The sequence below is a fragment of the Rickettsia typhi str. Wilmington genome (assembly GCF_000008045.1).
Classification (GTDB): domain Bacteria; phylum Pseudomonadota; class Alphaproteobacteria; order Rickettsiales; family Rickettsiaceae; genus Rickettsia; species Rickettsia typhi.
The window spans coordinates 994,683-1,018,947 of record NC_006142.1; the positions used below are offsets into that span (position 1 = coordinate 994,683).

A 24,265-nucleotide genomic window follows, 5' to 3' on the forward strand; every position below is an offset into this window, starting at 1 on the left:
TTTTTATTATTACTACACTCTTGCAAAACATAATGCAATGAGGAAAGCAATTTACAAAATTTTTAATAAAATGTTAGAATTACCTATTATATCTATCACTATTTTTTTGCCGCTAATAAGTGTGCTATATATTTTGCTGTTTATTAATCAAAGTAAAAAAGCTAATAAACTAAATATATATGTGGCGATGGTGGCGATGCTTAGCTCGGTTCTAACATTCATCTTAACTATCTATATTTTAATAGAGTTTGACGCCTCAAACCATACTTATCAATTTGTTGAACGCTACACTTGGCTTGATAAGATCGGACTTGAATTTCATGTTGGTATTGACGGTATTGCAATATTTTTTGTAGTTCTAACTTCTTTTCTTACTCTTATTTGTATAATAGGAAGCATATTTACTATTAAAAAATATATTAAAGAATATTTAGTATGCTTTTTATTAATGGAATCTTTCTGTATAGGGGCATTTACTGCAGTAAATTTACTATTGTTTTATCTCTTTTTTGAAGCAATATTAGTGCCAATGTATATTATTATCGGCGTATGGGGAGGTGATAATAGAATATATGCGGCTCTAAAATTCTTCTTATATACTTTCTTCGGCTCAGTATTTTTCCTACTTGCATTAATTTATATTTATAGCAAAATTCATAGCTTTGATTTAACATATATTCTTGCACTGACAGAGAATATTCCATTATTTGCTCAGAAAATTTTATGGTGGACTATTTTTATTGCTTTTGCTGTTAAAATCCCGATGATTCCATTCCATACTTGGCTACCTGATGCACACGTGCAAGCTCCGACTAGTGGTTCAGTTATTCTTGCTGGTATTTTACTAAAACTCGGCAGTTACGGGTTTTTAAGAGTATTACTACCGCTTTTGCCTAATGTTTCACAAGAATTCGCAATTTACGTAATTTACCTTAGCGTTATTGCAATAATATATTCATCCCTCGTTGCACTTGCTCAAAAAGATATTAAGCAAATGATAGCTTATTCATCTATTGCACATATGGGATATGTTACAATTGGCATTTTTAGCTTTACCGAAACTGGAATTAGCGGAGCAATATTTCAGATGCTTAGTCATGGTGTAGTTTCTTCATCCTTATTCTTAATAGTTGGCACCTTATATGAAAGATTACATACAAAAGAAATAGCTAAATATGGTGGTGTCGCAAGTAAAATGCCTGTACTTGCTACATTTTTTATGATTACAATGCTAAGCTCTATCGGATTACCTAGTACCAGCGGATTTATTGGAGAATTTTTAAGCTTACTTGGGATTTATAAGGTAAATGTAGTCGCGGCCTGTATAGCAGCACTTGGTATAATACTTGGAGCAGTTTACATGCTAAAATTATATAAAGAAGTCATGCTTGGTGAAATTACCAATACAGAAATTAAGCATTTCAAAGATTTATATAGATATGAAATACTCTCTATAGCGCCATTAATACTAATTATTATTTATTTCGGTCTAATGCCAAATTCGATTTTAAATGTATTTCATTTATCAGTAGAAAATTTACTGATAAAATTTTAACTACTGACAAAATATCACAGATACTATCATTGAATATAAAAGTTAGAGATATAATGGCAAAAAGAATAAAAAAATGCTAGCAAAGTATTAATACGTATTAGAAATTGCCTAAAAGTTAAGTCAAGCAGCTAATAAGAGAAAAAACATTTTGTAAGTCCTACATAATCAAACTTTAATAGATACTCATGAGAAATTTTGGATTTGATATTAATAGAGAGATAATAAAAAAATTAACTAGTATTACACTAGATGAACATCATGAAAATTAAACTCAATGAAAAGCAATAGATCACACAACATATCCATAAAAGTCATTTCTAATAATTTTATGAGATATCTTGGAGTGTACACAGTATGACATGAGTATGTTATCACTTCATCAATTACAATTAAACATAGAAAAAAGAAATTTATTTGATCTATGTATCACATTTCTTCCTTCTGCTATCACTTATATAAAAGGCGCTAATGGTTCTGGAAAAAGTTCGCTATTGCGTATGATAGCCGGGATTATGCAACCAAGTAGCGGTAATATCTACTATAAAAATAGTCATATCAACAATTGCCAAAAACCTTACTGCACGTATATAGGTCATAATTTAGGTATAAAACTCGAAATGACTGTTTTTGAAAATCTTAAATTTTGGTCAGAAATTTATAATTCTACTGAAACCGTACAAGCTGCCATTCATTACTTCAAACTAGACTATTTACTAGATAAAAAATGCTATAACTTATCTAGCGGGATACAGAAAGTTGTAGCTATAGCCAGGCTGATTGTTTGCAAATCAGATTTATGGTTACTTGATGAAGTTGAAACTAACTTAAGCAAAGAAAATAGAGATTTACTAAATAATTTAATTATCATGAAAGCAAATAGCGGTGGTATTATTCTTCTATCATCACATCAAGAAAGTGTTATAAAATCTGCACAGATATTACAGCTTAAGTAATTACTATTATTTTTCTAATATAAAAAAATATAAGATTTACTTCAAGCCAAATCGAACAATTGATTATTGTAACTTCTATAATATTATCACTAATTTTAGTACTTTTAGATTCAAAACTTTTAACTCCTCATTATAAACCCTTATCATATAATTGTAACTTTTCATAGTTCTCATTAGTATTGTACTATCTTCTTATTAGTCAGATAAATCATATCTAGCATAGTGAATAGAATAAAAATAAACAAGTTAATACTTACTCTCAGAGAAAATTAACTTTAGAGATAATTTATAAAATTTCTTATACAAATGCAAAATCACACATATAATCTTCTCAAAGAGAAAAATTATAATTTTTACAACACAATTTGTAAGTAAAATTGTAGTTTTGTACTACAAAGATAACATTGGAAATTACTGTAACGTGTCAATTTACTAAAGAACAAAAAGAAGTACTTATTTGCTTTAACAATAAAGGATTTAGCTTCTCTTAGAAAATACATTATATTATAGTACTTGAAGATAATCACTATTGAGGAAAGATGACAAGATTGTTTCAGACTTTAATGCTAAACAATAAATACACAACATAGAGTTTTTTAACATGAGTAATACCTAAAGAAATTGAATGTAAAAATTATCAAAAACACTTGCATCTAATAATGACAAGATACATCATTTCTCCTTTTGTTAAAAGTATAATATATTCAGTTAATTTGAAAAACTGCTTAAAACTTTGCCTAAAACAGATTTTTACTTATTAGAACAATATATTAGAATCTAGCACTAGATATTCTAAATGTTCTAATCTTTATGCAATGTACAAGTCTTTAGAAGCAAAATAAGTTAGTACATAAAATTTATCTAGATATTTCATCATACACTGTTATGGTACGCCAATTATATCATTGGTTTTTAAAAAAATGTTCTTAATTATTAACATAAGCAATTATTTAAGACATCTGAAACTAAGGAGTAAATTTTGAAAGGTTTGCGCTAGAGCAAATAATAAGATATTGTGACAGTGATGCTTATTACTGTGTGATAAATCAAAATTAAGAGGAATACTTAATTTATTTATAAGACATACATAACCTCTATACATAAAGCCATATACTATTAAAAATTGGATGTATTTTTTTATCTAGGTAAAAAAATATTAATTAGAAAACAATATTTTGTTACACTGTTATAGATTAAACATCAGGTAATAATTCATATTAGCCGTAGGATTAAGAACTACTAAAAGTGTTATAGCTTTTTGTATGAAGTTATTTATCGGATCAATTATCTAGCAAAATAAGAAAAATTGGAGATTAAATTTGAATTTTTGTACATGTACATGATAAAAATTTACAAAGTTTCTATATACTTAGATTGCTTTATATCCTCCAATATTCAATAAAATCTAAAAACAAACTTAAAGGACTATTACCACTAGTTATTGGATTTGTTGAGCAATAATTAAGAGTATTAGAATAAAACGTTTATAGTGAGACATATTTCAATGCAAAACATAGATCAATAATAATGCTCAGAAGTTTAAGTGATTGAAGAATATCTATAATAATGCTAATCGCTTACACAGGTGTAATAAATCCTTACTCTTAAAACACTTTCTTTAACTTTTTTATATCTGTATCTTTTATCATGATAATTTTACCTATATTGATAATCCTTATGAAGTTTATTAGTGAGTTCCTGCTCCCATTTATCACCGTTATACAGTAATCTTTCTTTATCATAAATAAGTGCAGTATGTGTTAAGCTTGCAAACTCAAAATTAGGTCCCTCAACTATTGCATCTACAGGGCAAGCTTCTTGACACAACCCACAATAAATACATTTTGTCATGTCTATATCATAGCGTGTTGTACGCCTACTACCATCATCACGCTCATCTGATTCAATTACTATAGCTTGTGCAGGGCAAACGGCTTCACAGAGCTTACAAGCAATACAACGTTCTTCACCGTTCTCATAGCGTCTAAGCGCATGTTCTCCCTTAAATCTAGGGCTAACAGGACTTTTTTCATAAGGATAATTTATAGTAACTTTTGGCTTAAAGAAATACTTTAAAGTCAAAGTCAGCCCTCGTACTATTTCATATAGAAAAAATGATTTTAAATAGTTTATCATAAAATTTTAAACACTTGGTAAATTATCAGTGTAAAAAAGAACACTCGATACTAATACAACACCAAATAATGTAAGCGGCAAGAATACTTTCCACCCTAAACGCATTAACTGATCATAACGATATCTTGGCAGTGTTGCTCTAATCCATAAAAAACAGAACAATAATAACATAACCTTCAATACAAACCAAAAGAATCCGGGAATACAATCTAAGAAAGGTAGATTAAACGGTGGTAGGTAACCTCCTAAAAAGAAAGTAGTAGTCATTGCACTAACTAATATCATATTAGCATATTCACCTAGAAAAAATAATGCAAAACCCATAGAGGAATATTCAACATTATAACCAGCAACCAGCTCTGATTCCGCTTCAGGTAAATCAAAAGGTAATCTATTTGTTTCAGCAAGCACAGAGATAAAAAACACGATACTCATAGGTAGTAGCATTAAATCAATCCACCATGGCAGAGTTTTTTGTGCTTCAATAATTCTACTTAAATTAAGTGTACCAGTTGTAAGTAAAACGGTAACAATAACAAGACCAATTGATACTTCATAAGAAATCATTTGTGCGGATGAGCGTATTGCTCCTAAAAAAGCATATTTTGAATTACTAGCCCAGCCAGCAATAATAATACCGTACACACTTAAAGACGATATCGCAAGAATATACAAAACACCGACATTAATATCTGCAAGGACTACACCTTTGGCAAATGGTATGACGGCCCAACCGATTAAACTTAATACAAAAGTTATAATCGGTGCTAAAATAAATAATATTTTATCTGCATTGGTTGGAATAATAGGCTCTTTGAATAAGAGCTTCACTGCATCTGCGATAGGTTGTAAAAGCCCAAATGGTCCAACAACGTTAGGGCCTCGTCTTAGCTGCATTAATCCAATAACACGACGCTCTGCATATGTTAAATATGCAACGCATAAAATTAAAGGAATAGTGATTGCAACTACCTTTAGGGCGATAACAGTTAATGGGAACATATATTCATAAAAGAGTTCTATCATAATATTATTTGATTTTCAATTAATCATCATTGCAATTAAACATTCCATAAGTAGATATAAAGTCTTCATTGCAAAAAGGAACATTGCAATCTAAAAAAATAAACAAAATTCTAACTTATAAAATCTTTAACTGTATTGCTTAGACAATGACTTATATAATGTTCTTGCTTAATAAAAGACCTTTGCTACATCACGTTTTCTTTCTTCCTTAGCTTCAACGCACTTAGCCATAGTAACTGAGTTTTTGCTAATTACATCAGTCATGTAATAATTAATAGGTCTTGCCGCTATAGGCTCTTGCGATAACTTATCTATAGAGATAAATTGAGTAAATCTATTTGCTGTAATTTTGTCAATATTAGCAAATATATTATATTCTTTAGCTAGTCTTATTCTTACTTCTTGCAAATTATCCATCCCTATATCGATTTTTAGATAACCAGCAATCTCTTTAATAATTTCTATATCTTCTTTAGCTCTACCTACAGGTGATACTGCTTTTTGCGCTATTTGCGGTCTACCTTCTAAATTTACGTAAATCCCACTCTGCTCAGTATAAGCAGCCGAAGGTAAAATTACGTCAGCACTCATAGCACCTACATCACCGTGATGTCCTTGATATATTATAAAAGCTGATTTGAGCTTGTCAAACGGTATAGCATCTGCTCCAAGTAGATAAGCAAGTTTTACCCCTTCAAACTTAATAGCAGTATTAAAGCCTATATCAAGACCTCCAACTATAGAAGCATGATTATGCAATATATTAAAGCCTTGCCAATCATCACGCATCATATTATATTTATCTACTACCTTATGAATCAGGGACAATAGAGCATATCCATCATCTCGTCCATATACACCATCACCTACTATAATCATTGGGTATTTAGCTTCTTTAAATGCTTTTGTATATTCATGAGTACCAACAGCTAAATCCTCAATAATCTTAATATCATTCCCTAAATCATGAATTTTATAAGTTTGGTTATGCCCTATACCTATTCTTACTACTTTTAATGCACCAATACGCACCCTTCGCCCTATTCTGCTATTTAATATAGGTGCTATTTGTCTTATATTTGCACCGATTAACAAACATAAATCAGCCTTTTCTACACCGACAATAGTTGTATTAAATAAGTAATTACCGCGCTCACTTGTATCTATTTTATAGTTAAACTGATTAACAGTGTAATTATTAGAGCCGAGTTTTTGCAATAAAATTTTTAGCATAAACATAGCTTCAACAGAAACAATAGAGCCAGCGATAGCAGCAATTTTCTCTGGTTTTACGGATTTGATTTTATCCATTATCGTCTTTAAAGCTTCACTCCAGCTAACTTCTACTAACTTACCGTTTTTTCTGATATAAGGATGATCTAAACGCTGATATTTCAAACCGTCATAACAAAAGCGATTTTTATCAGAAATCCATGCTTCATTTATTGCTTCATTAACACTAGGTAATATTCTCATTATCTCATCAGCTCTACTATCAATACGAATATTAGAACCTTCAGCATCATGCACACCGATACTAGCAGTATGTTTTAGTTCCCATTTACGTGCTTTAAAAGCATACGGCTTAGAGTTTAAAGCCCCAACAGGACAAATATCGATCATATTCCCAGATATTTCCGAGTCTAAAGTTTGTTCTAAATATGAAGTTACCTCCATATGCTCCCCACGATTTATAGCTCCTATTTCTTCTATTCCCGCTATATCATTTGCGAATCTAATACATCTTGTGCACTGTATGCATCTTGTCATCGCTGTTTTAATCAGGGGTCCCATATATTTATCTTTGATAGATCTCTTATTTTCATGAAATCTATTAGTGCCTTTGCCATATCTAAAAGCCTGATCCTGCAAATCACACTCACCACCTTGATCACAAATAGGACAATCTAAAGGATGGTTAATAAGTAAAAACTCCATAACCCCTTCACGTGCTTTTTTTACCATAGACGTATCGGTGTGAATAACCATACCGTTACTTACAGGCATAGCACACGAAGCTACAGGCTTTTGTGACTTTTCGATTTCAACTAAACACATACGGCAATTACCGGCAATTTTTAGACGTGCATGATAACAAAAATGAGGGATTTGTTTGCCTGCTTGTATACAGGCCTGATAAACGGTACTACCTTCTGATATTTCTATTTCAGAACCGTCTATAATAAGTTTTATCATGCTTATTTTATCCAATAAGTAATAGGGTTTGGGTATGCCTGATCCTCAATCATGTACTTAAAACCAATAGCGACACGAAGTATATACCAAACAGCAAGTGCAAAATACAGTAATACTCCAATAATAATAAATGTAAATATCGAACATATAATCCATCCAAGTACCACAAAGCAAAAAGTACGAAATAAAAATACATAATGACTAACAGCAAAACTGTCACCTTTATCTTTGTTAAGATATGCAAAAAATACACCAACTAACGGCAATATTGGAGCTACAACCCCACATAAATATAATATATATACTACAATTAAATTTTTCTTACCGCTTTCTGTATATTCTTTAAGATGCTTGTCCATATTCTTTCCTCTTACCTCTTTATTTATACAGCATTTTATATCACTCCTGCGAAAGGATAAATCTAGTAAAATAAATATTTACTTCCTATATCAATATTAAAGTTATTTTTTTATTTGTCTGAATTCCAACGCCCATGTAATCAATAAGGTTGATATAGACACACAGATACCACTATCCCTTCAAACTCTCTACAACAAACTGCATAATGCTACCATGCTTTATATAATTTATCTCATTCTCCGTAAATATTTGCAATATTAAATCGATTGTACTTATTTCATTAGTTTGTTTTTTTATCACACATTTAACAAGATTAAAGGGTCTGATATTTTTACTTAAACCTATAATATCAATAGTTTCTGAACCATCTAACTTTAAACTTAACCTTGTATTATTGCCGGTAAAAGTTAACGGTAAAATACCCATTCCTACTAAATTTGAGCGATGTATTCGTTCAAAGCTCTCGGCAATTATTGCCTTTATACCAAGCAATCCAGGACCTTTTGCTGCCCAGTCTCTAGATGATCCACTACCATATTCTTTACCTGCAAAAACCACTAGCGGTATATCATGAGCTTGATAATCCATAGCTGCATCGTAAATAGTTTGTTGTACACCACTCAACTGATTTATAGTAAAACCGCCCTCTACACCATTACACATCTCATTTTTTATACGAATATTAGCAAATGTACCACGCATCATTACTTCATGATTCCCTCTACGTGATCCATAAGAGTTAAAATTTAAAGGCTCTATATTATGTTCTATTAAATATTTAGCAGCAGGACTATTTTTACTAATGCTGCCTGCGGGCGAAATATGATCTGTAGTAATAGAATCACCAAAAATTGCTAGAATTTTTGCAGATTTTATATCTTTTATAGTATTCTCACTGCATATATTATCAAAATAAGGTGGATTATTAATATATGTACTATTCTTATCCCAATTATAATTAGTGCCAGTAGTAATATGCAAATCATGCCACTCTTTTGTGCCATTAAATACATCAGCATATTTTTCTATAAACATAGATGGATTAATTGAATTTGCAATAACTGCATCTATCTCTTTTTGGCTTGGCCAAATATCTTTTAAATAAATATTTGCGCCTATGGGAGTAGTTGTTAGATCTATATTAAGAGTTCCACTAAGTGCATATGCCACAACTAAAATAGGTGAAGCGAGATAACTTGCTTTAGTAAGCGGATTAATTCGACCTTCAAAATTCCTATTACCTGATAAAACAGAAGCAACAACTAGTCTGTTTTTATTAATAGTGTTCTCTATTTCAGGATTTAAAGAGCCAGAATTACCGATGCAAGTAGTACAACCATAACCTACCAGATTAAACCCGAGTGCATCTAAATATTTATCAAGACCACTAATCTTCAAATATTCTGTTACGACTTTTGAACCAGGCGCAAGAGAAGTTTTAACCCAAGGCTTTACATTTAATCCATGCTCTAGTGCTTTTTTAGCAAGAAGTGCTGCCCCTATCATAACACTAGGATTAGAAGTATTAGTACAGCTAGTAATTGCAGCAATTACTACATCACCATTACCAATTTCATAATTCTGATTTGCTACAGCATATTTTTTATCAATGTCTTGATTTTCTAAAGCGAAGTATGGTAATTCATTTTTAAAATTACTTTCTACAAAACTTAAGTTGACTCTATCTTGTGGACGTTTTGGACCGGCAAGTGAACTATATACCGTAGATAAATCTAACTCTAAAACCTCAGTATATTCTTGAGTATCTTCAAAATTATACCAAAGATTCTGCTCAGTGGCATATTTCTCTACTAATTTGATTTGCCTTGTTTCTCTACCTGTTATCTCTAGATATTTTATAGTTTCTTGATCAATCGGGAAAAACCCGCAAGTAGCGCCATATTCAGGTGACATGTTAGAAATAGTAGCACGATCTGAAATCGTTAGGTTACTAAGCCCATAACCGAAAAACTCAACAAATTTACCTACTACTTTTGTTCTACGCAACATCTCAGTAATTGTTAGAACTAGATCAGTTGCTGTAGCCATTCCTTCTAACTTTCCTGTTAATTTTACTCCAATTACCTCTGGTATGATCATAGTAAGAGGTTGACCAAGCATTGCAGCTTCCGCCTCTATGCCTCCAACTCCCCAACCAAGAACGGATAAACCGTTTACCATAGTTGTATGGCTATCTGTACCAACTAAACTATCAGGGTAAGCAGTCCCATCATTATACCACACAACTTTTGATAAATATTCTAAATTCACCTGATGACAAATACCTGTACCAGGTGGTACTACTTTGAAATTATTAAATGCCTGCTGTCCCCACTTAAGAAATTGATAACGCTCAATATTGCGTTTCATTTCCATTTGAACATTTTGCTCAAATGACTCCTTAAGTCCGTAAGAATCAACACTTACAGAATGATCTATTACTAAATCAACAGGAATAAGAGGATTAATTTTTAGCGGATTACATCCTATTTTTTGCATAGCATCACGCATAGCAGCTAAATCTACAATAGCAGGTACACCAGTAAAATCCTGCATTAAAACTCTTGCCGGCATAAAATCTATTTCTGTATTAGATTTTTTAGTTTTTAACCATTCTTTAAATACAAGTAAGTTTTCTTTATTCCCACTGGTACGTAGCACGTTTTCTAATAATACTCTTAAACTATAAGGGAGCTTATTTAATGAAATTCCGATATCACTTGCTGCTTTATTTATATCGTAAATTTTATATGAAGTATTATCGACTAATAACTCTTTTATATATTCTGAATTATGCACTGTTGGCATTTATCTCTCACTTGATTTAGTGGAATTATTTTTAGTTTCTTGAGCATGAAATACAAAAAATCAAAAAAGACTAGATGTGACTACAAACTCGCTTGATGAGAACTTAAAACTTATACTTAACTTTACACAAAAATGTAGATTTTTCAAATAAATTAACGTTAATGTGATGAAAGTTTTTGAAGTTCATAACACTGAGTTGATATTTCAGATTCACTTAAATTCGTAACATTAATAGCAGCTTCCGTCACTATATTAATATAATTTGATGTTATCTCAGTGACACCGCCAGAAATAAGATAAGTATTTTCGGAGTTATGCATATTATTTATATAAACCTGCACTAAACCTGCTGTTAAATTCACAATCATTGGAACGTGATTTGGCAGTACTCCAAACATACCATCCTCACCAGGCATTGTTACCATTTTAGATTGCTTTTCAAATGCAATACTTGAAGGTGTAATTATTTTTACTTGAATTGTTTCATTCATATTTTGATTTATCCTTAATGTTACATAGTACATTTAAGCACATAATCCAGAAAAACAACTTACTATTTATTAGTTTCAACTACTCAAATAATTTAAGCACAGAATGACAATACCTATATTTTTAATATCTTTGCTTTCTCTACAGCCTCGTCTATAGTACCGACCATATAAAAAGCTGCTTCAGGTAAATCATCGTATTTCCCCTCTACAAGTCCTTTAAAACCTGCAATAGTATCATCTAGATTCACAAATTTGCCTTCAACTCCAGTAAATACTTCAGCAACATGGAAAGGCTGTGACAAAAAACGCTGTATTTTTCTAGCACGCGACACTGTTAATTTATCTTCTTCAGATAGCTCATCCATACCTAAAATAGCAATTATATCCTGCAATGATTTATAAGTTTGTAAAACCTGCTGCACTTGTCTTGCAACACTATAATGTTCTTCACCTACAATCATCGGATCAAGTACCTGAGAATTACTATCTAACGGATCAACTGCTGGATAAATCCCAAGCTCAGCTATCTGACGACTCAGTACTGTTGTAGCATCTAAATGTGCAAAAGAAGTAGAAGGAGCAGGATCAGTTAAATCATCTGCCGGTACATATATAGCTTGCACAGAAGTTATTGATCCATGTTTAGTAGAAGTGATACGCTCTTGTAGTTCACCCATATCAGTTGCAAGGGTAGGTTGATATCCTACTGCTGATGGGATCCTACCAAGTAATGCTGATACTTCAGCACCTGCTTGAGTAAAACGGAAAATATTATCTACAAAAAACAATACATCTTGTCCTGCATTCATATCTCTAAAACTCTCTGCAATAGTCAGACCACTTAATGCAACCCTTGCTCTTGCACCAGGAGGCTCATTCATTTGTCCATAAACTAAAGCTACTTTTGACTTTTCAGGCGCTTCAAGGTTAATAACACCTGAGGCAATCATTTCATGGTAAAGATCATTACCTTCTCGTGTTCTCTCACCAACACCTGCAAATACGGTATAACCACCATGTGCTTTAGCTACATTATTAATAAGTTCCATAATTAACACGGTTTTACCAACACCAGCACCACCAAATAGTCCTATTTTACCACCTTTAGTATAAGGAGCGAGTAAATCAACAACTTTAATACCAGTGACTAATATATCACGCTCAGTTGATTGATTGATAAAATCAGGAGCAGGCTTATATATAGAAGAAATAGTTGAGCTTTTAATCTCTCCTTTACCATCAATCGGTTCACCTACAACATTCATAATACGACCGAGCGTTGCAATACCTACAGGAATATGAATAGGGTTACCTGTATCTATTACTTCTAAGCCCCTTATAAGCCCTTCAGTAGAACCCATAGAAATACAACGCACCGTATCATCACCTATATGTTGTGCTACTTCTAACACTATCCTTTGTTTCGCGTTATAGCATTCAAGTGCGTTTAAAATTTCTGGTAACTTACTGTTATTCGTAAATTTCACATCCACTACTGCTGAAATAACTTGAGTAATTTTTCCAATATTTTGTGTCATGATTTTTCTGTAAAGGTTTATCAACATTGGTGAACCGCGTGATCAATCAAAAATAAAAAAGACTGGCCACCGTGATCAATACACGGTAACACAGCATTATATCTAAACCGCTTCCGCACCAGCTATAATCTCTATCAACTCAGTAGTAATAATAGTTTGTCTTGATCTATTTAACTTTAATACTAACTTACTTATTAAATCATTAGCATTATTCGTTGCACTGTCCATAGCTGTCATTCTCGCTCCTTCCTCACTAACAATATTTTGTAGTAAAGCATAATTTATTTTGGCATACAAATATAAATTAATTAGATTAGAAATTAGATTTTTACCCTCATACTCAAAATGATAATTTTCTACTACAGAATAATCTCGATGTTTTTCTATCGGTAAAATCTTTTGTTTAGTAAGAATTTGAGTCATTGCATTTTTAAATTTATTAAAATATATAATGCAATTACTAATTTCTAAATTTTCTACTGCATACATAATTTTTTCCTTTAATTGCAGAATCAGATTTGCATAATGACTTTTTGGGAACTCAAAATAACTATCAATATAATTTGCATATTGTCTTTTAAGCACTTCATAACCTTTTTTCCCAATAATTATAAGTTTTATTTGTTCGCCTTTATTTGCTAATTCTTTAATATCATTTTTAACCTGCTTAATTATACTGTAATTAAACATTCCGCATAAACCACGCTCAGACGTCATAACTATCAATAAATTTGCCTTACTTGGCATAGTATTAAAAAATTTCTGCTCTTCAATAGATAACTCACAAAGCGTCATCGAGAATATATTGGACATCATTTTATTAATAGCCTCAATATAAAAATTTGAATTAGCTATTTGAGTCTTTATTTTTGTCATCTTAGAAGCAGATACTAGTTGCATTGCTTTGGTAATCTTTTGTGTAGATTTAACACTTTTAATTCTAGTTCTTAATTGCTTTAAATTTGACATATAGTTTGTTAGTTTTCTATTGTTAACTCGTAGCTTATATCTATGAGTCTCAATTTTTGCTACATACCATGATCAAATCATGGCACTACACAGTAGGCTTGTACAAAATTTTCTAAAAATGCTTTTAATTGCTGCTCAATTTCCTCAGTTATACACTGCTCGGTTTTTATTGATTCTAAGATATCTTTTCTATTTAACCTTATTTCAGCAAGCATTGCTTTTTCAAATTCTTTTACCTTTTGAAGAGGTATATCATTTAAATATTTCTTAGTTCCCACATAAATACTTACTATTTGTTCTTCTACTGGACAAGGCTGATATTGCTCTTGTTTTAATATCTCAACTAATCTTTTACCATGCTCGATTTGTGCTTTAGTAGCAGAATCTAGATCTGATCCAAATTGCGAGAAAGATTCACGCTCCCTAAATTGCGCAAGTTCTAGCTTGACCGAAGCTGCTACCTGTTTCATAGCCTTTATTTGTGCTGCTGAACCAACACGACTTACCGAAATACCGACATTAACTGCAGGTCTGATACCTTTATAAAATAGGTCACTTTCTAAAAAGATTTGACCGTCAGTAATTGAAATAACATTTGTTGGGATATATGCAGATACATCACCTGCCTGCGTCTCAATTATAGGGAGTGCAGTAAGTGAACCACCACCTTTTTCTTCTGACATTTTAGCAGCACGTTCAAGCAATCTTGAATGCAAATAAAATACATCACCAGGATATGCTTCGCGCCCTGGAGGTCTTCTAAGTAATAATGAGATTTGTCTATATGCAACAGCGTGCTTACTTAAATCATCATAAATGATCAGTGCATGCATACCATTATCACGAAAATATTCACCCATACTACATGCAGAATAAGGAGCGATGAATTGCAGAGATGCAGCTTCTGATGCAGTAGCCAAAACAACAATTGTATAATCCATTGCACCAGCATCCTCTAATTTCTTCACGATTTGTGCAACACTTGATCTCTTCTGTCCAATAGCGACATAAATACAATAAATTTTATCACTTTCATTAGTAAGCGAATGAGCTTGTTTTTGATTAATAATAGTATCAATGGCGATAGCAGTTTTCCCTGTTTGCCTATCACCGATTATTAACTCTCTTTGCCCTCGACCTATTGGAATTAACGAATCTATAGCCTTTATTCCGGTTTGCACAGGTTCACTCACGCTTGTTCTTTCTATTATACCCGGAGCTTTCATCTCAATATGTCTGTACTCTTTACTTACAATATCACCTTTACCATCGATAGGATTACCTAAAGCATCAACTGTACGACCAAGTAACGCTTTTCCTACAAGTACTTTCAAAACGTCTTTAGTTCTTTTAACATTATCGCCTTGCTTTACTTTACTATAATCTCCCATAATTACAGCACCAACGCTATCATGCTCTAAATTTAAAATCAGCCCCTTAACACCTGATTTAAATTCTACTACCTCACCGGATTTTACATTAGCAAGACCGTAAATTTTTGCTATACCATCACCAACAGAAATAACCTGACCGACTTCCTCAAGCTCACTTAAGCAATTAATATTAGCTATTTCCTTTTGTAATATTTCCGCTACTTCAATAGGTTTCAGTTTCATTTGATTTATGTCTCCATGTTATAATCCAGTGTATGAGCTACAAGATCTAATATTGTGGTTTTCATTGGATCCTGTGGTTTAATACACGCAATAAAAGCTTGCAGATCGAAATTCTTGCCTTTAGTTATTCAATGCATTAACAAACCTTAACATTCTTCAAACACTTAGCTATTTTCTCTAAACTCCCTTTTATTGAGTAATCTCGCAATACATTATCATATTTTATTACAATACCGCCGATAATAGTGTTATCTATATCAAAGAATAGTGCCGTTTTTTGCTGTAATTCTTTTTCTATTCGATACTGAATCCATTCTTGTTCTCTAGGTTGCAATTGATTTGAAGAAATAACCTGTACTATTTTTATATTTCTACTTTCATATAGTAGCTTGTTATAAGCTTCTACTATATTTGATAAGATATGTGTACGAGAATTTTTTATCAATAATAATAAAAAATTATTCACTATCTTGTTAAGCTTAGTATTTTTTATTAACGAATTAATAACATTAATTTTATCAATCTTATTCACTATAGGTGAAATTAAGAATTCTTTAATATCAAAACTATCCTCAATAATACGATTTAGTAAAGTAATTTCTTCAAAGATCGTAACCTGAATATTATCAAGCAAGGCATTATTAAATAATGCTACAGCATAATTTTGAATTAAATTATCTTTATTCATATATGCACTTGTTATATTTTAAAAGTAGTTTTAGATCTGAGCATTTGAGATGGATAATTACCCATTGCAAATGTTGATCTCATTGCTGTTGTTATTACTAATGTGACTTTCCATTTACTTTGACTATATATGTATAGCCATATCATAAGCAGCGAGTACTGATTCATGCATCATTTCAGATAAAGTCGGATGCGGAAAGATAGTGTGAATTAAATCCAGCTCCGTCCCTTCTAAATTTTTTGACACAACATATCCTTGTATTAATTCTGTTACTTCCAATCCTATCATATGCGCTCCTAATAATTCACCGGTTTTAACATCAAATATAGTTTTAATCAAGCCATAACTATTGCCGCTTACTAAAGCCTTACCATTAGCCCTAAAAGGGAACCTACCGATTTTAATCTCATAACCCAGGTCCTTAGCGACCTCTTCAGTCAAACCAACACTTGCTATTTGTGGAGAAGAGTAAATACAGTATGGAATATTATGTTTATTAATACTATTGGGCTTTAAGCCTGCTATGCTTTCCGCGGCAATAATACCCTCATGACTTGCTTTATGAGCTAAGCAAGGTACTCCTGATACATCCCCTATAGCATAAATTCCTGATTCTGCAGTTTGCATTAACCCATTGGTAACTATATATCCGTTTTCTACTTGAACTTTAGTTTTTTCTAGTCCTAAATTCTCTATATTTGCAGTAATACCTACCGCCATTAATAAGATTGTAGCTTGTAATTTTTGTTTTTTACCTTCTAACTCTAACTCGACTTCTATCTTATTTTGTGACTTTGTTTGTTTAATTAACTTAGCATTTGTAAGAATTTTTATTCCCTTTTGCTCAAAAATTTTATGAGCAATACCAGCAATTTCTGTATCTTCAGAAGGTAATATTCTATTATATGCCTCAATTATTGTAACATCCACACCAATACTATTATAAAATGATGCGAATTCTATACCTATTGCACCTGATCCTATAATAATCATAGATTTCGGGACATATTGTGGTATCATAGCTTCTTTTGACGTCCATATTTGTGTGATATCAGGCTCAAAACCTTGTAAAATCTTAGGTCTTGCTCCAGTAGCTATAATAATATTATTGGCTTTTACTGTAGGTTTATCATTTACATTTATTACCTTATTTTCTCCAAAACTCGCTACTCCATTTATTATTGTAACTTTGTTTTTTTTCAATAATAATTGAACACCACATGCGAGTGTGCTTGCAATCTCTCTTGAACGCTCAACTATTTTCTGAATATTGATTTCAGCAATACCAACATCAATCCCATAATCTTTAGCATGTTTTATATATTCAAAAACCTCAGCAGATTTAAGAAGAGATTTAGTTGGTATGCACCCCCAATTAAGACATACTCCTCCTAAATGTGACTTTTCTATTAATACAACTTTTTTCTTTAATTGTGCCGCTCTAATTGCTGCAACATATCCACCTGGACCACCGCCTATGACGGCTACATCGTATTGTTCCATTTTATTTTCATTTTCTTGGTTCTATTTTAAGATCTAATTATTTCAGAAAAGGTGGAATCCATGGTAAAGTGAGCTAACCTCAGCATTTCAAGAACTATATAGGAATTTGATTCTAACATTTACTGAAATAACATATAGAATATAGTAGATGACATTTAATTTAAAAAAGAGCTAAATGTTTTACATTTACAACGTACATACTAGTACTTAAGAACCAAAAAATATAAAACAACGATGAAAATTTTTCAAATTAAATAATGAGTAAGCTACTCTTCAACATCCATCTATTCTTTTCATGCACTCTAATGCGTCCAATAATCATATCAGCTGTACACTCATCACGCTCTGCTTGCGCTACTTTGAGCCCATTATATAATGTCTCTCTAATAATATCTTGATCTTTTGTTAAACTTTTTAACATTTCATTTGCTGTTTCATTTTGATTGGTCCAATCTATAGATGCAAGTTTTATTAAATTTGAGAATACTGGAATTTTCGTACCTAAACTTCTGATTCTTTCAGCAATTTCATCTAAGCTTTCAGCTAAATCTTTATACTGCTCCTCAAATAGCAAATGTAGACTTCTAAACTCTACTCCTTCTACATTCCAATGATAATTCTGTGTTTTGAAATATAAAACATAACTATCTGCTAAAATTCGTTCTAAAGCTTTTACTAATTGCATAATATCTTCAAATTTTTTATGAACCTCTTGAGTTTATAATATTTCTTGAGATACTTCAAGCAATATTAAAATTTATATAATTTAAAATCCAAAGAAGTAGCAAAACATTATATACATTTCTATTGAAAGTACAATAATTGCAGTTAAATTAATATGTTCCAAATAGGACAATATTAAGAAAATTAGTACTAATACAAAACATTTTTGCTTGCATTACCATACATAAAATAATATAGCTGAAATTAAGTGTTGCAAAAGAATTGAATTATTAAATAGTTATAATATATAGTGTGTTTTAAAAGTAAAGAAAGCAATACACTATATATCCACAAAATTATACTAATGAAATTTTTAAAGAAATAAAGGACTTAATATGAGAGTACTATTAAAAATACTAGGAAAACTTAGTAAGAATAAAAGACTTAGCTGCAATAGCTGTTAATATTGTTAATAACACAAGAACTATTTCTATCAATCTTTTCTCTTATAACGCTGAAAATTGAGTTGCAATGAAAATAAATTTGATACTAGCATAGTAAACCTTACTAATACTGCTTTCAATGCAATTCATAACACTCAAGACAATATGTTTGATGATCAGTGATACCGAGGCACTATTAGTGACGCCGAAGCCATATATAACATCAATAGCGATTAGTTTCAGGAGTAACTCTATATTGCATTATCAGTAAAAATATAAAAAAACTCAGTTATATCTGAAATAACACTATTGAAGAGTATAACATACTACTACTTAACAACACATAATAATCATATTAAAATATGAACAAAGTAAAAGTACTCCTACTATAGATAACCTCAATTCCAAAAATATATCCTGCATTATTGGTAGTTTCTCAAAAATAACAAATGAAATTTATTTCAATTTTTGATTTCAGTTTTTTAGCTTGTATTTCAATTACTTTATAAGAAGCATAAGTTTTATTATCTTTAATAGATCTGTGCTATCATAAACTATTCAATTTTAGTTCTATCTTAGCTAAACTTATTACTACTAACTATTTTACTGCAAAGCTGCTCCACTATCTAAGATATTTAACATTTCTTTAAGACTTAGAAATAATTTATATTGTTATAAAAAAAAGTTGATTGCCTGTATCGTTTATATTCTGAAATATAAGGGTTACAATCATAAAATTTCATTACATGATTAATCATGGAAGCTTGCAATATATAATGCTTTGATTAACATAAGAATACTGAAACAAATTATGCTTGATTCAGTTTCGAATGATATGCTACTGTTGCCAAACCTTAGGATATAAGCCTTACTATCTACTACAAAGTGATTTGGATAAGTTTAATCAATATAAAAACCAATTAAAGTTATAAATTATAGATAGTAATGTTAAATGTTGATCATAGATTATAATGGATCTCATAGTTATTTTCATTTTGAATGAATTTATTATTGTCTTGAATTAAAAAATAACATCTTTATCTATAAAAGGTATCGTAAGTGATATTAGGACAGTAAGATAATAAGTATAGTAACTTTGTTGCGTTGATCAAAAATATGTGCAGTACCATCTACTAATTCACAGAATAAAATAACTATATACTAGATACTAGTAGATTTATTGACTTCAATAATACCTCGCTAGTAAATTTCCTGCGATTGATCTGATATACCAGGTATAAAAATATCATGATTATCAATCATATAATCATTCTCAAGCATCTGGATATTATTTACTTTAAATGCTTCTATAACAGTACCGTCTGGTATCATTTTACCGGTTATTCTATCTACAGCGATTAGCTTAATTGAGTCTGGAACTTTAAAAGGTAGCGACGGTTCATCCTTATAAGCATGATTCATAAAATCAATAAAAATCGGCAATACTACGTTTGAACCTGTTGCTTTTTTTCCAAGTTCTTTCGGTGTATCATACCCAACATAACTACCTACTACTATCTTAGGTGTAAAGCCTATAAACCATGTATCTTTACTATCGTTACTAGTACCAGTTTTCCCAGCAATAATTTTTCCAAGTTTCCTCGCAGCATAACCAGTACCACTATCTATTGCTCCTGTTAAAAATGAAGTAATTTGATAATCACTAGCTTCATCGGTAACTCTATATATATCTTCTTTCGGTATTTCTAATATTGCAGTATCTAAATCACTATCCAAAATATTACAAGAAAAACATTCTCTATTATCTCGTCTATAAATAATTTTACCATTACGGTCTTTAATTAATTCTATAAAATGAGGCTCAACTTTTTTACCACCATTAGCAATAATTGCATAAGCATTAGTTATTCTGCTAAGTGTGGTTTCAATTGAACCAAGTACCATAGAATAAACTTTTTTTGGTTCATTATTAATACCAAATCGCTTAATTATATCAACTATTTTTGTAAGCCCTACAGCAGTTGCGACTCTTACAGTTATAAGATTACGGGATTTTTCAAAACCAGTACGCATAGTCATTTCACCTAAAAACTGACCTTCATAATTTTTAGGACGCCAACTAGGCATCCCTGGACCTTGCATAATCTCAATAGGTCCATCGTTAAAAATCTGATTAGGCTTAACACCATTTTCAAGAGCTGCGAGATATACAAAGGTTTTAGTCAAAGAACCTGGTTGACGAAGTGCTTGAGTTACCCTATCAAATTTACTTGTAGAGAAATCATAACCTCCAACGCTTGCAAGTACCTGCCCGGTATGCGGATTCATAACCATAATAGCTCCGTTGATCTCAGGAATCTGTCGCAAAGCATAGCAATCTTTTATAGGCTCAACCACTATCACATCACCTTTTTTAAGCAAAGTCTTAACTGATTTAAGATTACTTCTTGCCCATTGCATTTCAATAATAGGTATCCTCGCTTTACTACCATCTATAAGTCCAATCTTTGCATGATTATCTGAAACATCTAGAACTACAGCTAATTTATATTCCAAAAGTGAAGAAGGAGTAGGTATGTTTTTTAGCGCCTCTTGCCAATGATCAAGAGGAATATTAGCTATAGGCTTTCTAAAACCATGTCTTCTATCAAACTCTCTCAGGCCTTTTCTTAGAGCATTTTCAGCTAATTTCTGCATCTGTGCATCTAAAGAAGTAATAATAGTGAGACCTCCTCTATAAAATTCTTCCTTACTATTTAACATCTTAATCACTTCTTCTCGTACCTGTGCAGCATAATAATCTGCCGTAACAGTTTCTTCTTTAGCTCGTTTACGTAGAACTATTGGGCTACCTATAGCTTCTTTCATAGTATCTCTTGTGATATAACCATCTTCAAACATACGTTCTATTACATAATCACGACGAGCTTTTACTCGAGAGTAGTTTTTATCTGGATTAAGTTCGGAAGGAGCTTTAGGCAGTGCTGCAATAAACGCTGATTCTGCAATAGTAAGTTCCTCTATAGATTTATTAAAATAATTTTGTGCAGCTGCCGCAACACCGTATGCACCACGACCAAAGAATGTTTGATTAAGATATAATTCTAAAATTTGATGCTTAGTAAATACTCGTGAAATCATATAAGATATGATAACTTCTTTAATCTTACGTTCAAGCGAAACCTCATTAGTTAGCAAAAAATTTTTAACCACTTGCTGAGTAATAGTCGATGCTCCTTCCATACGCCTATTATGTAAATAATTAGATATATTTAAAAATGCTGCTCTAACTATGCCAAGCAAATCGATGCCTGGATGGTTATAGAAATTCTTATCCTCAGCTGCGATAAAACTTTCTATTAATGAACTCGGTACATTATTAATCGGTACAAATACTCGGCGTTCAAAAGCATATTCCTCCATTAATTTACCATCACGAGAATAAATACGAGTTACAGATGGAGGATAATAACGTACAAGCTGCGAGTAGTCAGGTAAATCATGTGAATAGTGATATATTATATAAGCAGTAACAGAACAACCTAGTAAAATAAGAATTGCAAAAATCTTTAAAAAGAAAAATAAGGATTTGTACATGACTTATAATATTTCGCCGGTTAAACTATTAAGCGCAGCCTTAGTAATGATTACATCAACTATTTTACCAAGTAAAGATTTATTAGGATTGTGTATATATACGGACTGCATGTAAGGCGTTTTACCTATTATTTGATCCTCAAATTTACCATCACGATCGAATAACACTTTCATAGTACTACCAACACAACTTTCATTAAAAGCTAGTTGCTGAGTTGCGAGTTCTTTTTGCAATATAGTTAATCTTTTGGATTTTATATGTTCAGGTATTTGGTCAGTTCTGATTGCACCAGGTGTGCCTGGACGCGGACTATATTTAAATGAATAGCATTGACCATATTTTACTCTTTGAACTAAATCTAAAGTATCCTCAAAATCTTTCTCTGTTTCACCAGGAAAACCAACAATAAAATCAGAAGATAAAACTATATCAGATCTTGCTTCTCTTAAGCGATTAATTATATTAAAATAATAATCTCGATCATGCTTTCGATTCATTGCTTTCAATATTTTATTTGACCCTGATTGCACAGGTAGATGTAAAAACGGCATTAATTTAGGCTCAGTACCGTGCAGTTTTATTAGATCATCTGTCATATCTATAGGGTGCGAGGTCATATAACGCAATCTCTCTAAATTTGGAATTTGTGCCAGATGTTTTAGTAAATCGGCAAGAGTAAATATTTTATCTTTTGGACCTTTACCGTGATAAGCATTAACATTTTGTCCAAGTAGTATAATTTCTTTAGTATCGTTGCTAACTACTTTTAATGATTCTCTGTAAACCTGTTCTACACTTCTTGAAAATTCAGCACCTCTTGTATAAGGTACTACACAGAAAGTACAAAATTTATCACACCCCTCTTGTACAGATATAAAGCTACTAGCTCCTTGCGTATATAATTGTTCAGGTAAATTATCAAATTTTGCTTCTTCAACAAAATCTAGATCAATTAAGTGTTTTTCATGTCTAACAACTTTGGAGATTAATTCTGGTAAATTATAATAAGATTGTGGACCAACAACAATATCAACATAAGGAGTTCTTGTAAAAATTACTTCCCCCTCTGCCTGAGCAACACAACCTGCTACAACTATTATTGCAGGATTTAAACCTTCTTGCTTCCTCGTATTTTGTAGTTTTTTAATACGACCAAGTTCAGAATAAGTTTTCTCAGCTGCTTTCTCTCTGATATGACATGTATTTAGAATAATAATATCAGCTTCTTTAATATCTTCCGTAGATTCATAACCGAAGGGATAAAGCAAATCTTGTATCTTAACGGAATCATAAACATTCATCTGACATCCATAGGTCTTAATATAAAGCTTTTTACTCATAATTTTTGTTCTATAATATAAAATTCAATAATATACGAAAATCAATTACAAAAAGAGATATAAAAGCTCTCAAAGCAATACTCATCACAGTGTTGTATAGTGTATCAAGTATATTATAAAAAGTTCTATACTATATTTAGATAATTTTATCAAATTTAAAATATAATAAAAGTGAAGTAACTTAAGGCGGGTTAGTTAATAAATTAACGTCATTATAAGAATGATACAAGGTAGTTGAATAAGCAATCTAGTAAAAATTATTATTTCAGATTTTTTCCTAATTTTCCTAAACTTTAGCATAATGCTGCTCCTCGCAAGGACTATTTTGATATCCATACATGAATTACAATAATTTAATTCTGATTTACATAACCTTTTAATTTTTCTATTCTCATAAATTTGAGTTTTTTCACTGTAATAC

The 24,265-nt window shown here is 31.3% G+C and carries 16 protein-coding genes; 2 read left to right on the top strand and 14 right to left on the bottom strand.

Annotation, left to right across the window (positions count from 1 at the left end):
- Nucleotides 1-70: 70 nt before the first annotated feature.
- On the top strand, nucleotides 71-1,555 hold the full coding sequence (locus RT_RS03840; RefSeq protein ID WP_011191211.1) for an NADH-quinone oxidoreductase subunit M: 1,485 nt from the start codon (nucleotides 71-73) through the stop codon (nucleotides 1,553-1,555).
- A 359-nt stretch (nucleotides 1,556-1,914) separates the two neighbouring features.
- The gene (ccmA, locus tag RT_RS03845; RefSeq protein WP_011191212.1) at nucleotides 1,915-2,508 is read left to right on the top strand and encodes a heme ABC exporter ATP-binding protein CcmA; all 594 of its coding nucleotides are present in this window, start codon (nucleotides 1,915-1,917) and stop codon (nucleotides 2,506-2,508) included.
- Nucleotides 2,509-4,164: 1,656 nt separating this feature from the next.
- Here the strand turns inward: ccmA and nuoI are convergent.
- The 14 genes from nuoI to miaB all read right to left on the bottom strand — a co-directional run bounded on the left by nuoI (nucleotide 4,165) and on the right by miaB (nucleotide 23,844).
- On the bottom strand, nucleotides 4,165-4,644 hold the full coding sequence (gene nuoI / locus RT_RS03850) for an NADH-quinone oxidoreductase subunit NuoI (protein WP_011191213.1): 480 nt from the start codon (nucleotides 4,642-4,644) through the stop codon (nucleotides 4,165-4,167).
- 6 nt (nucleotides 4,645-4,650) lie between these two features.
- Complete coding sequence (gene nuoH, locus RT_RS03855) at nucleotides 4,651-5,670, bottom strand: NADH-quinone oxidoreductase subunit NuoH (RefSeq protein WP_011191214.1); 1,020 nt, start codon at nucleotides 5,668-5,670, stop codon at nucleotides 4,651-4,653.
- Nucleotides 5,671-5,838: 168 nt separating this feature from the next.
- Nucleotides 5,839-7,866, bottom strand: a complete 2,028-nt coding sequence (nuoG, locus tag RT_RS03860; protein WP_011191215.1) for an NADH-quinone oxidoreductase subunit NuoG — start codon at nucleotides 7,864-7,866, stop codon at nucleotides 5,839-5,841.
- A 2-nt stretch (nucleotides 7,867-7,868) separates the two neighbouring features.
- The gene (locus RT_RS03865) at nucleotides 7,869-8,225 is read right to left on the bottom strand and encodes a DUF4870 family protein (protein ID WP_011191216.1); all 357 of its coding nucleotides are present in this window, start codon (nucleotides 8,223-8,225) and stop codon (nucleotides 7,869-7,871) included.
- A gap of 172 nt (nucleotides 8,226-8,397) precedes the next feature.
- Nucleotides 8,398-11,034, bottom strand: coding sequence for an aconitate hydratase AcnA (gene acnA / locus RT_RS03870; RefSeq protein ID WP_011191217.1), 2,637 nt, complete (start codon nucleotides 11,032-11,034; stop codon nucleotides 8,398-8,400).
- Nucleotides 11,035-11,192: 158 nt separating this feature from the next.
- Nucleotides 11,193-11,525 (bottom strand): F0F1 ATP synthase subunit epsilon, encoded by a 333-nt coding sequence (locus tag RT_RS03875; protein WP_011191218.1) that lies wholly within the window; start codon nucleotides 11,523-11,525, stop codon nucleotides 11,193-11,195.
- Nucleotides 11,526-11,638: 113 nt separating this feature from the next.
- Nucleotides 11,639-13,063 (bottom strand): F0F1 ATP synthase subunit beta, encoded by a 1,425-nt coding sequence (gene atpD / locus RT_RS03880; RefSeq protein WP_011191219.1) that lies wholly within the window; start codon nucleotides 13,061-13,063, stop codon nucleotides 11,639-11,641.
- A gap of 102 nt (nucleotides 13,064-13,165) precedes the next feature.
- Entirely contained in the window at nucleotides 13,166-14,032 is an 867-nt protein-coding gene (gene atpG / locus RT_RS03885; RefSeq protein WP_011191220.1) for an ATP synthase F1 subunit gamma, read from the bottom strand.
- Between the two features lie 77 nt (nucleotides 14,033-14,109).
- Complete coding sequence (atpA, locus tag RT_RS03890) at nucleotides 14,110-15,648, bottom strand: F0F1 ATP synthase subunit alpha (protein WP_011191221.1); 1,539 nt, start codon at nucleotides 15,646-15,648, stop codon at nucleotides 14,110-14,112.
- A gap of 136 nt (nucleotides 15,649-15,784) precedes the next feature.
- Complete coding sequence (gene atpH / locus RT_RS03895; protein ID WP_011191222.1) at nucleotides 15,785-16,336, bottom strand: ATP synthase F1 subunit delta; 552 nt, start codon at nucleotides 16,334-16,336, stop codon at nucleotides 15,785-15,787.
- A gap of 123 nt (nucleotides 16,337-16,459) precedes the next feature.
- Nucleotides 16,460-17,839: a dihydrolipoyl dehydrogenase gene (gene lpdA / locus RT_RS03900; RefSeq protein ID WP_011191223.1), complete on the bottom strand. Its 1,380-nt coding sequence runs from the start codon at nucleotides 17,837-17,839 to the stop codon at nucleotides 16,460-16,462.
- 250 nt (nucleotides 17,840-18,089) lie between these two features.
- Nucleotides 18,090-18,524 (bottom strand): Dps family protein, encoded by a 435-nt coding sequence (locus RT_RS03905; protein WP_011191224.1) that lies wholly within the window; start codon nucleotides 18,522-18,524, stop codon nucleotides 18,090-18,092.
- Nucleotides 18,525-20,145: 1,621 nt separating this feature from the next.
- Nucleotides 20,146-22,503 carry a penicillin-binding protein 1A gene (locus tag RT_RS03910; RefSeq protein WP_011191225.1) on the bottom strand — a complete coding sequence of 786 codons (2,358 nt, stop codon included), beginning with the start codon at nucleotides 22,501-22,503 and terminating at the stop codon, nucleotides 20,146-20,148.
- Nucleotides 22,504-22,506: 3 nt separating this feature from the next.
- A complete protein-coding gene (gene miaB, locus RT_RS03915) occupies nucleotides 22,507-23,844 on the bottom strand; it encodes a tRNA (N6-isopentenyl adenosine(37)-C2)-methylthiotransferase MiaB (protein ID WP_011191226.1) in 1,338 nt (445 codons plus the stop codon).
- Between the last annotated feature and the right edge of the window lie 421 nt (nucleotides 23,845-24,265).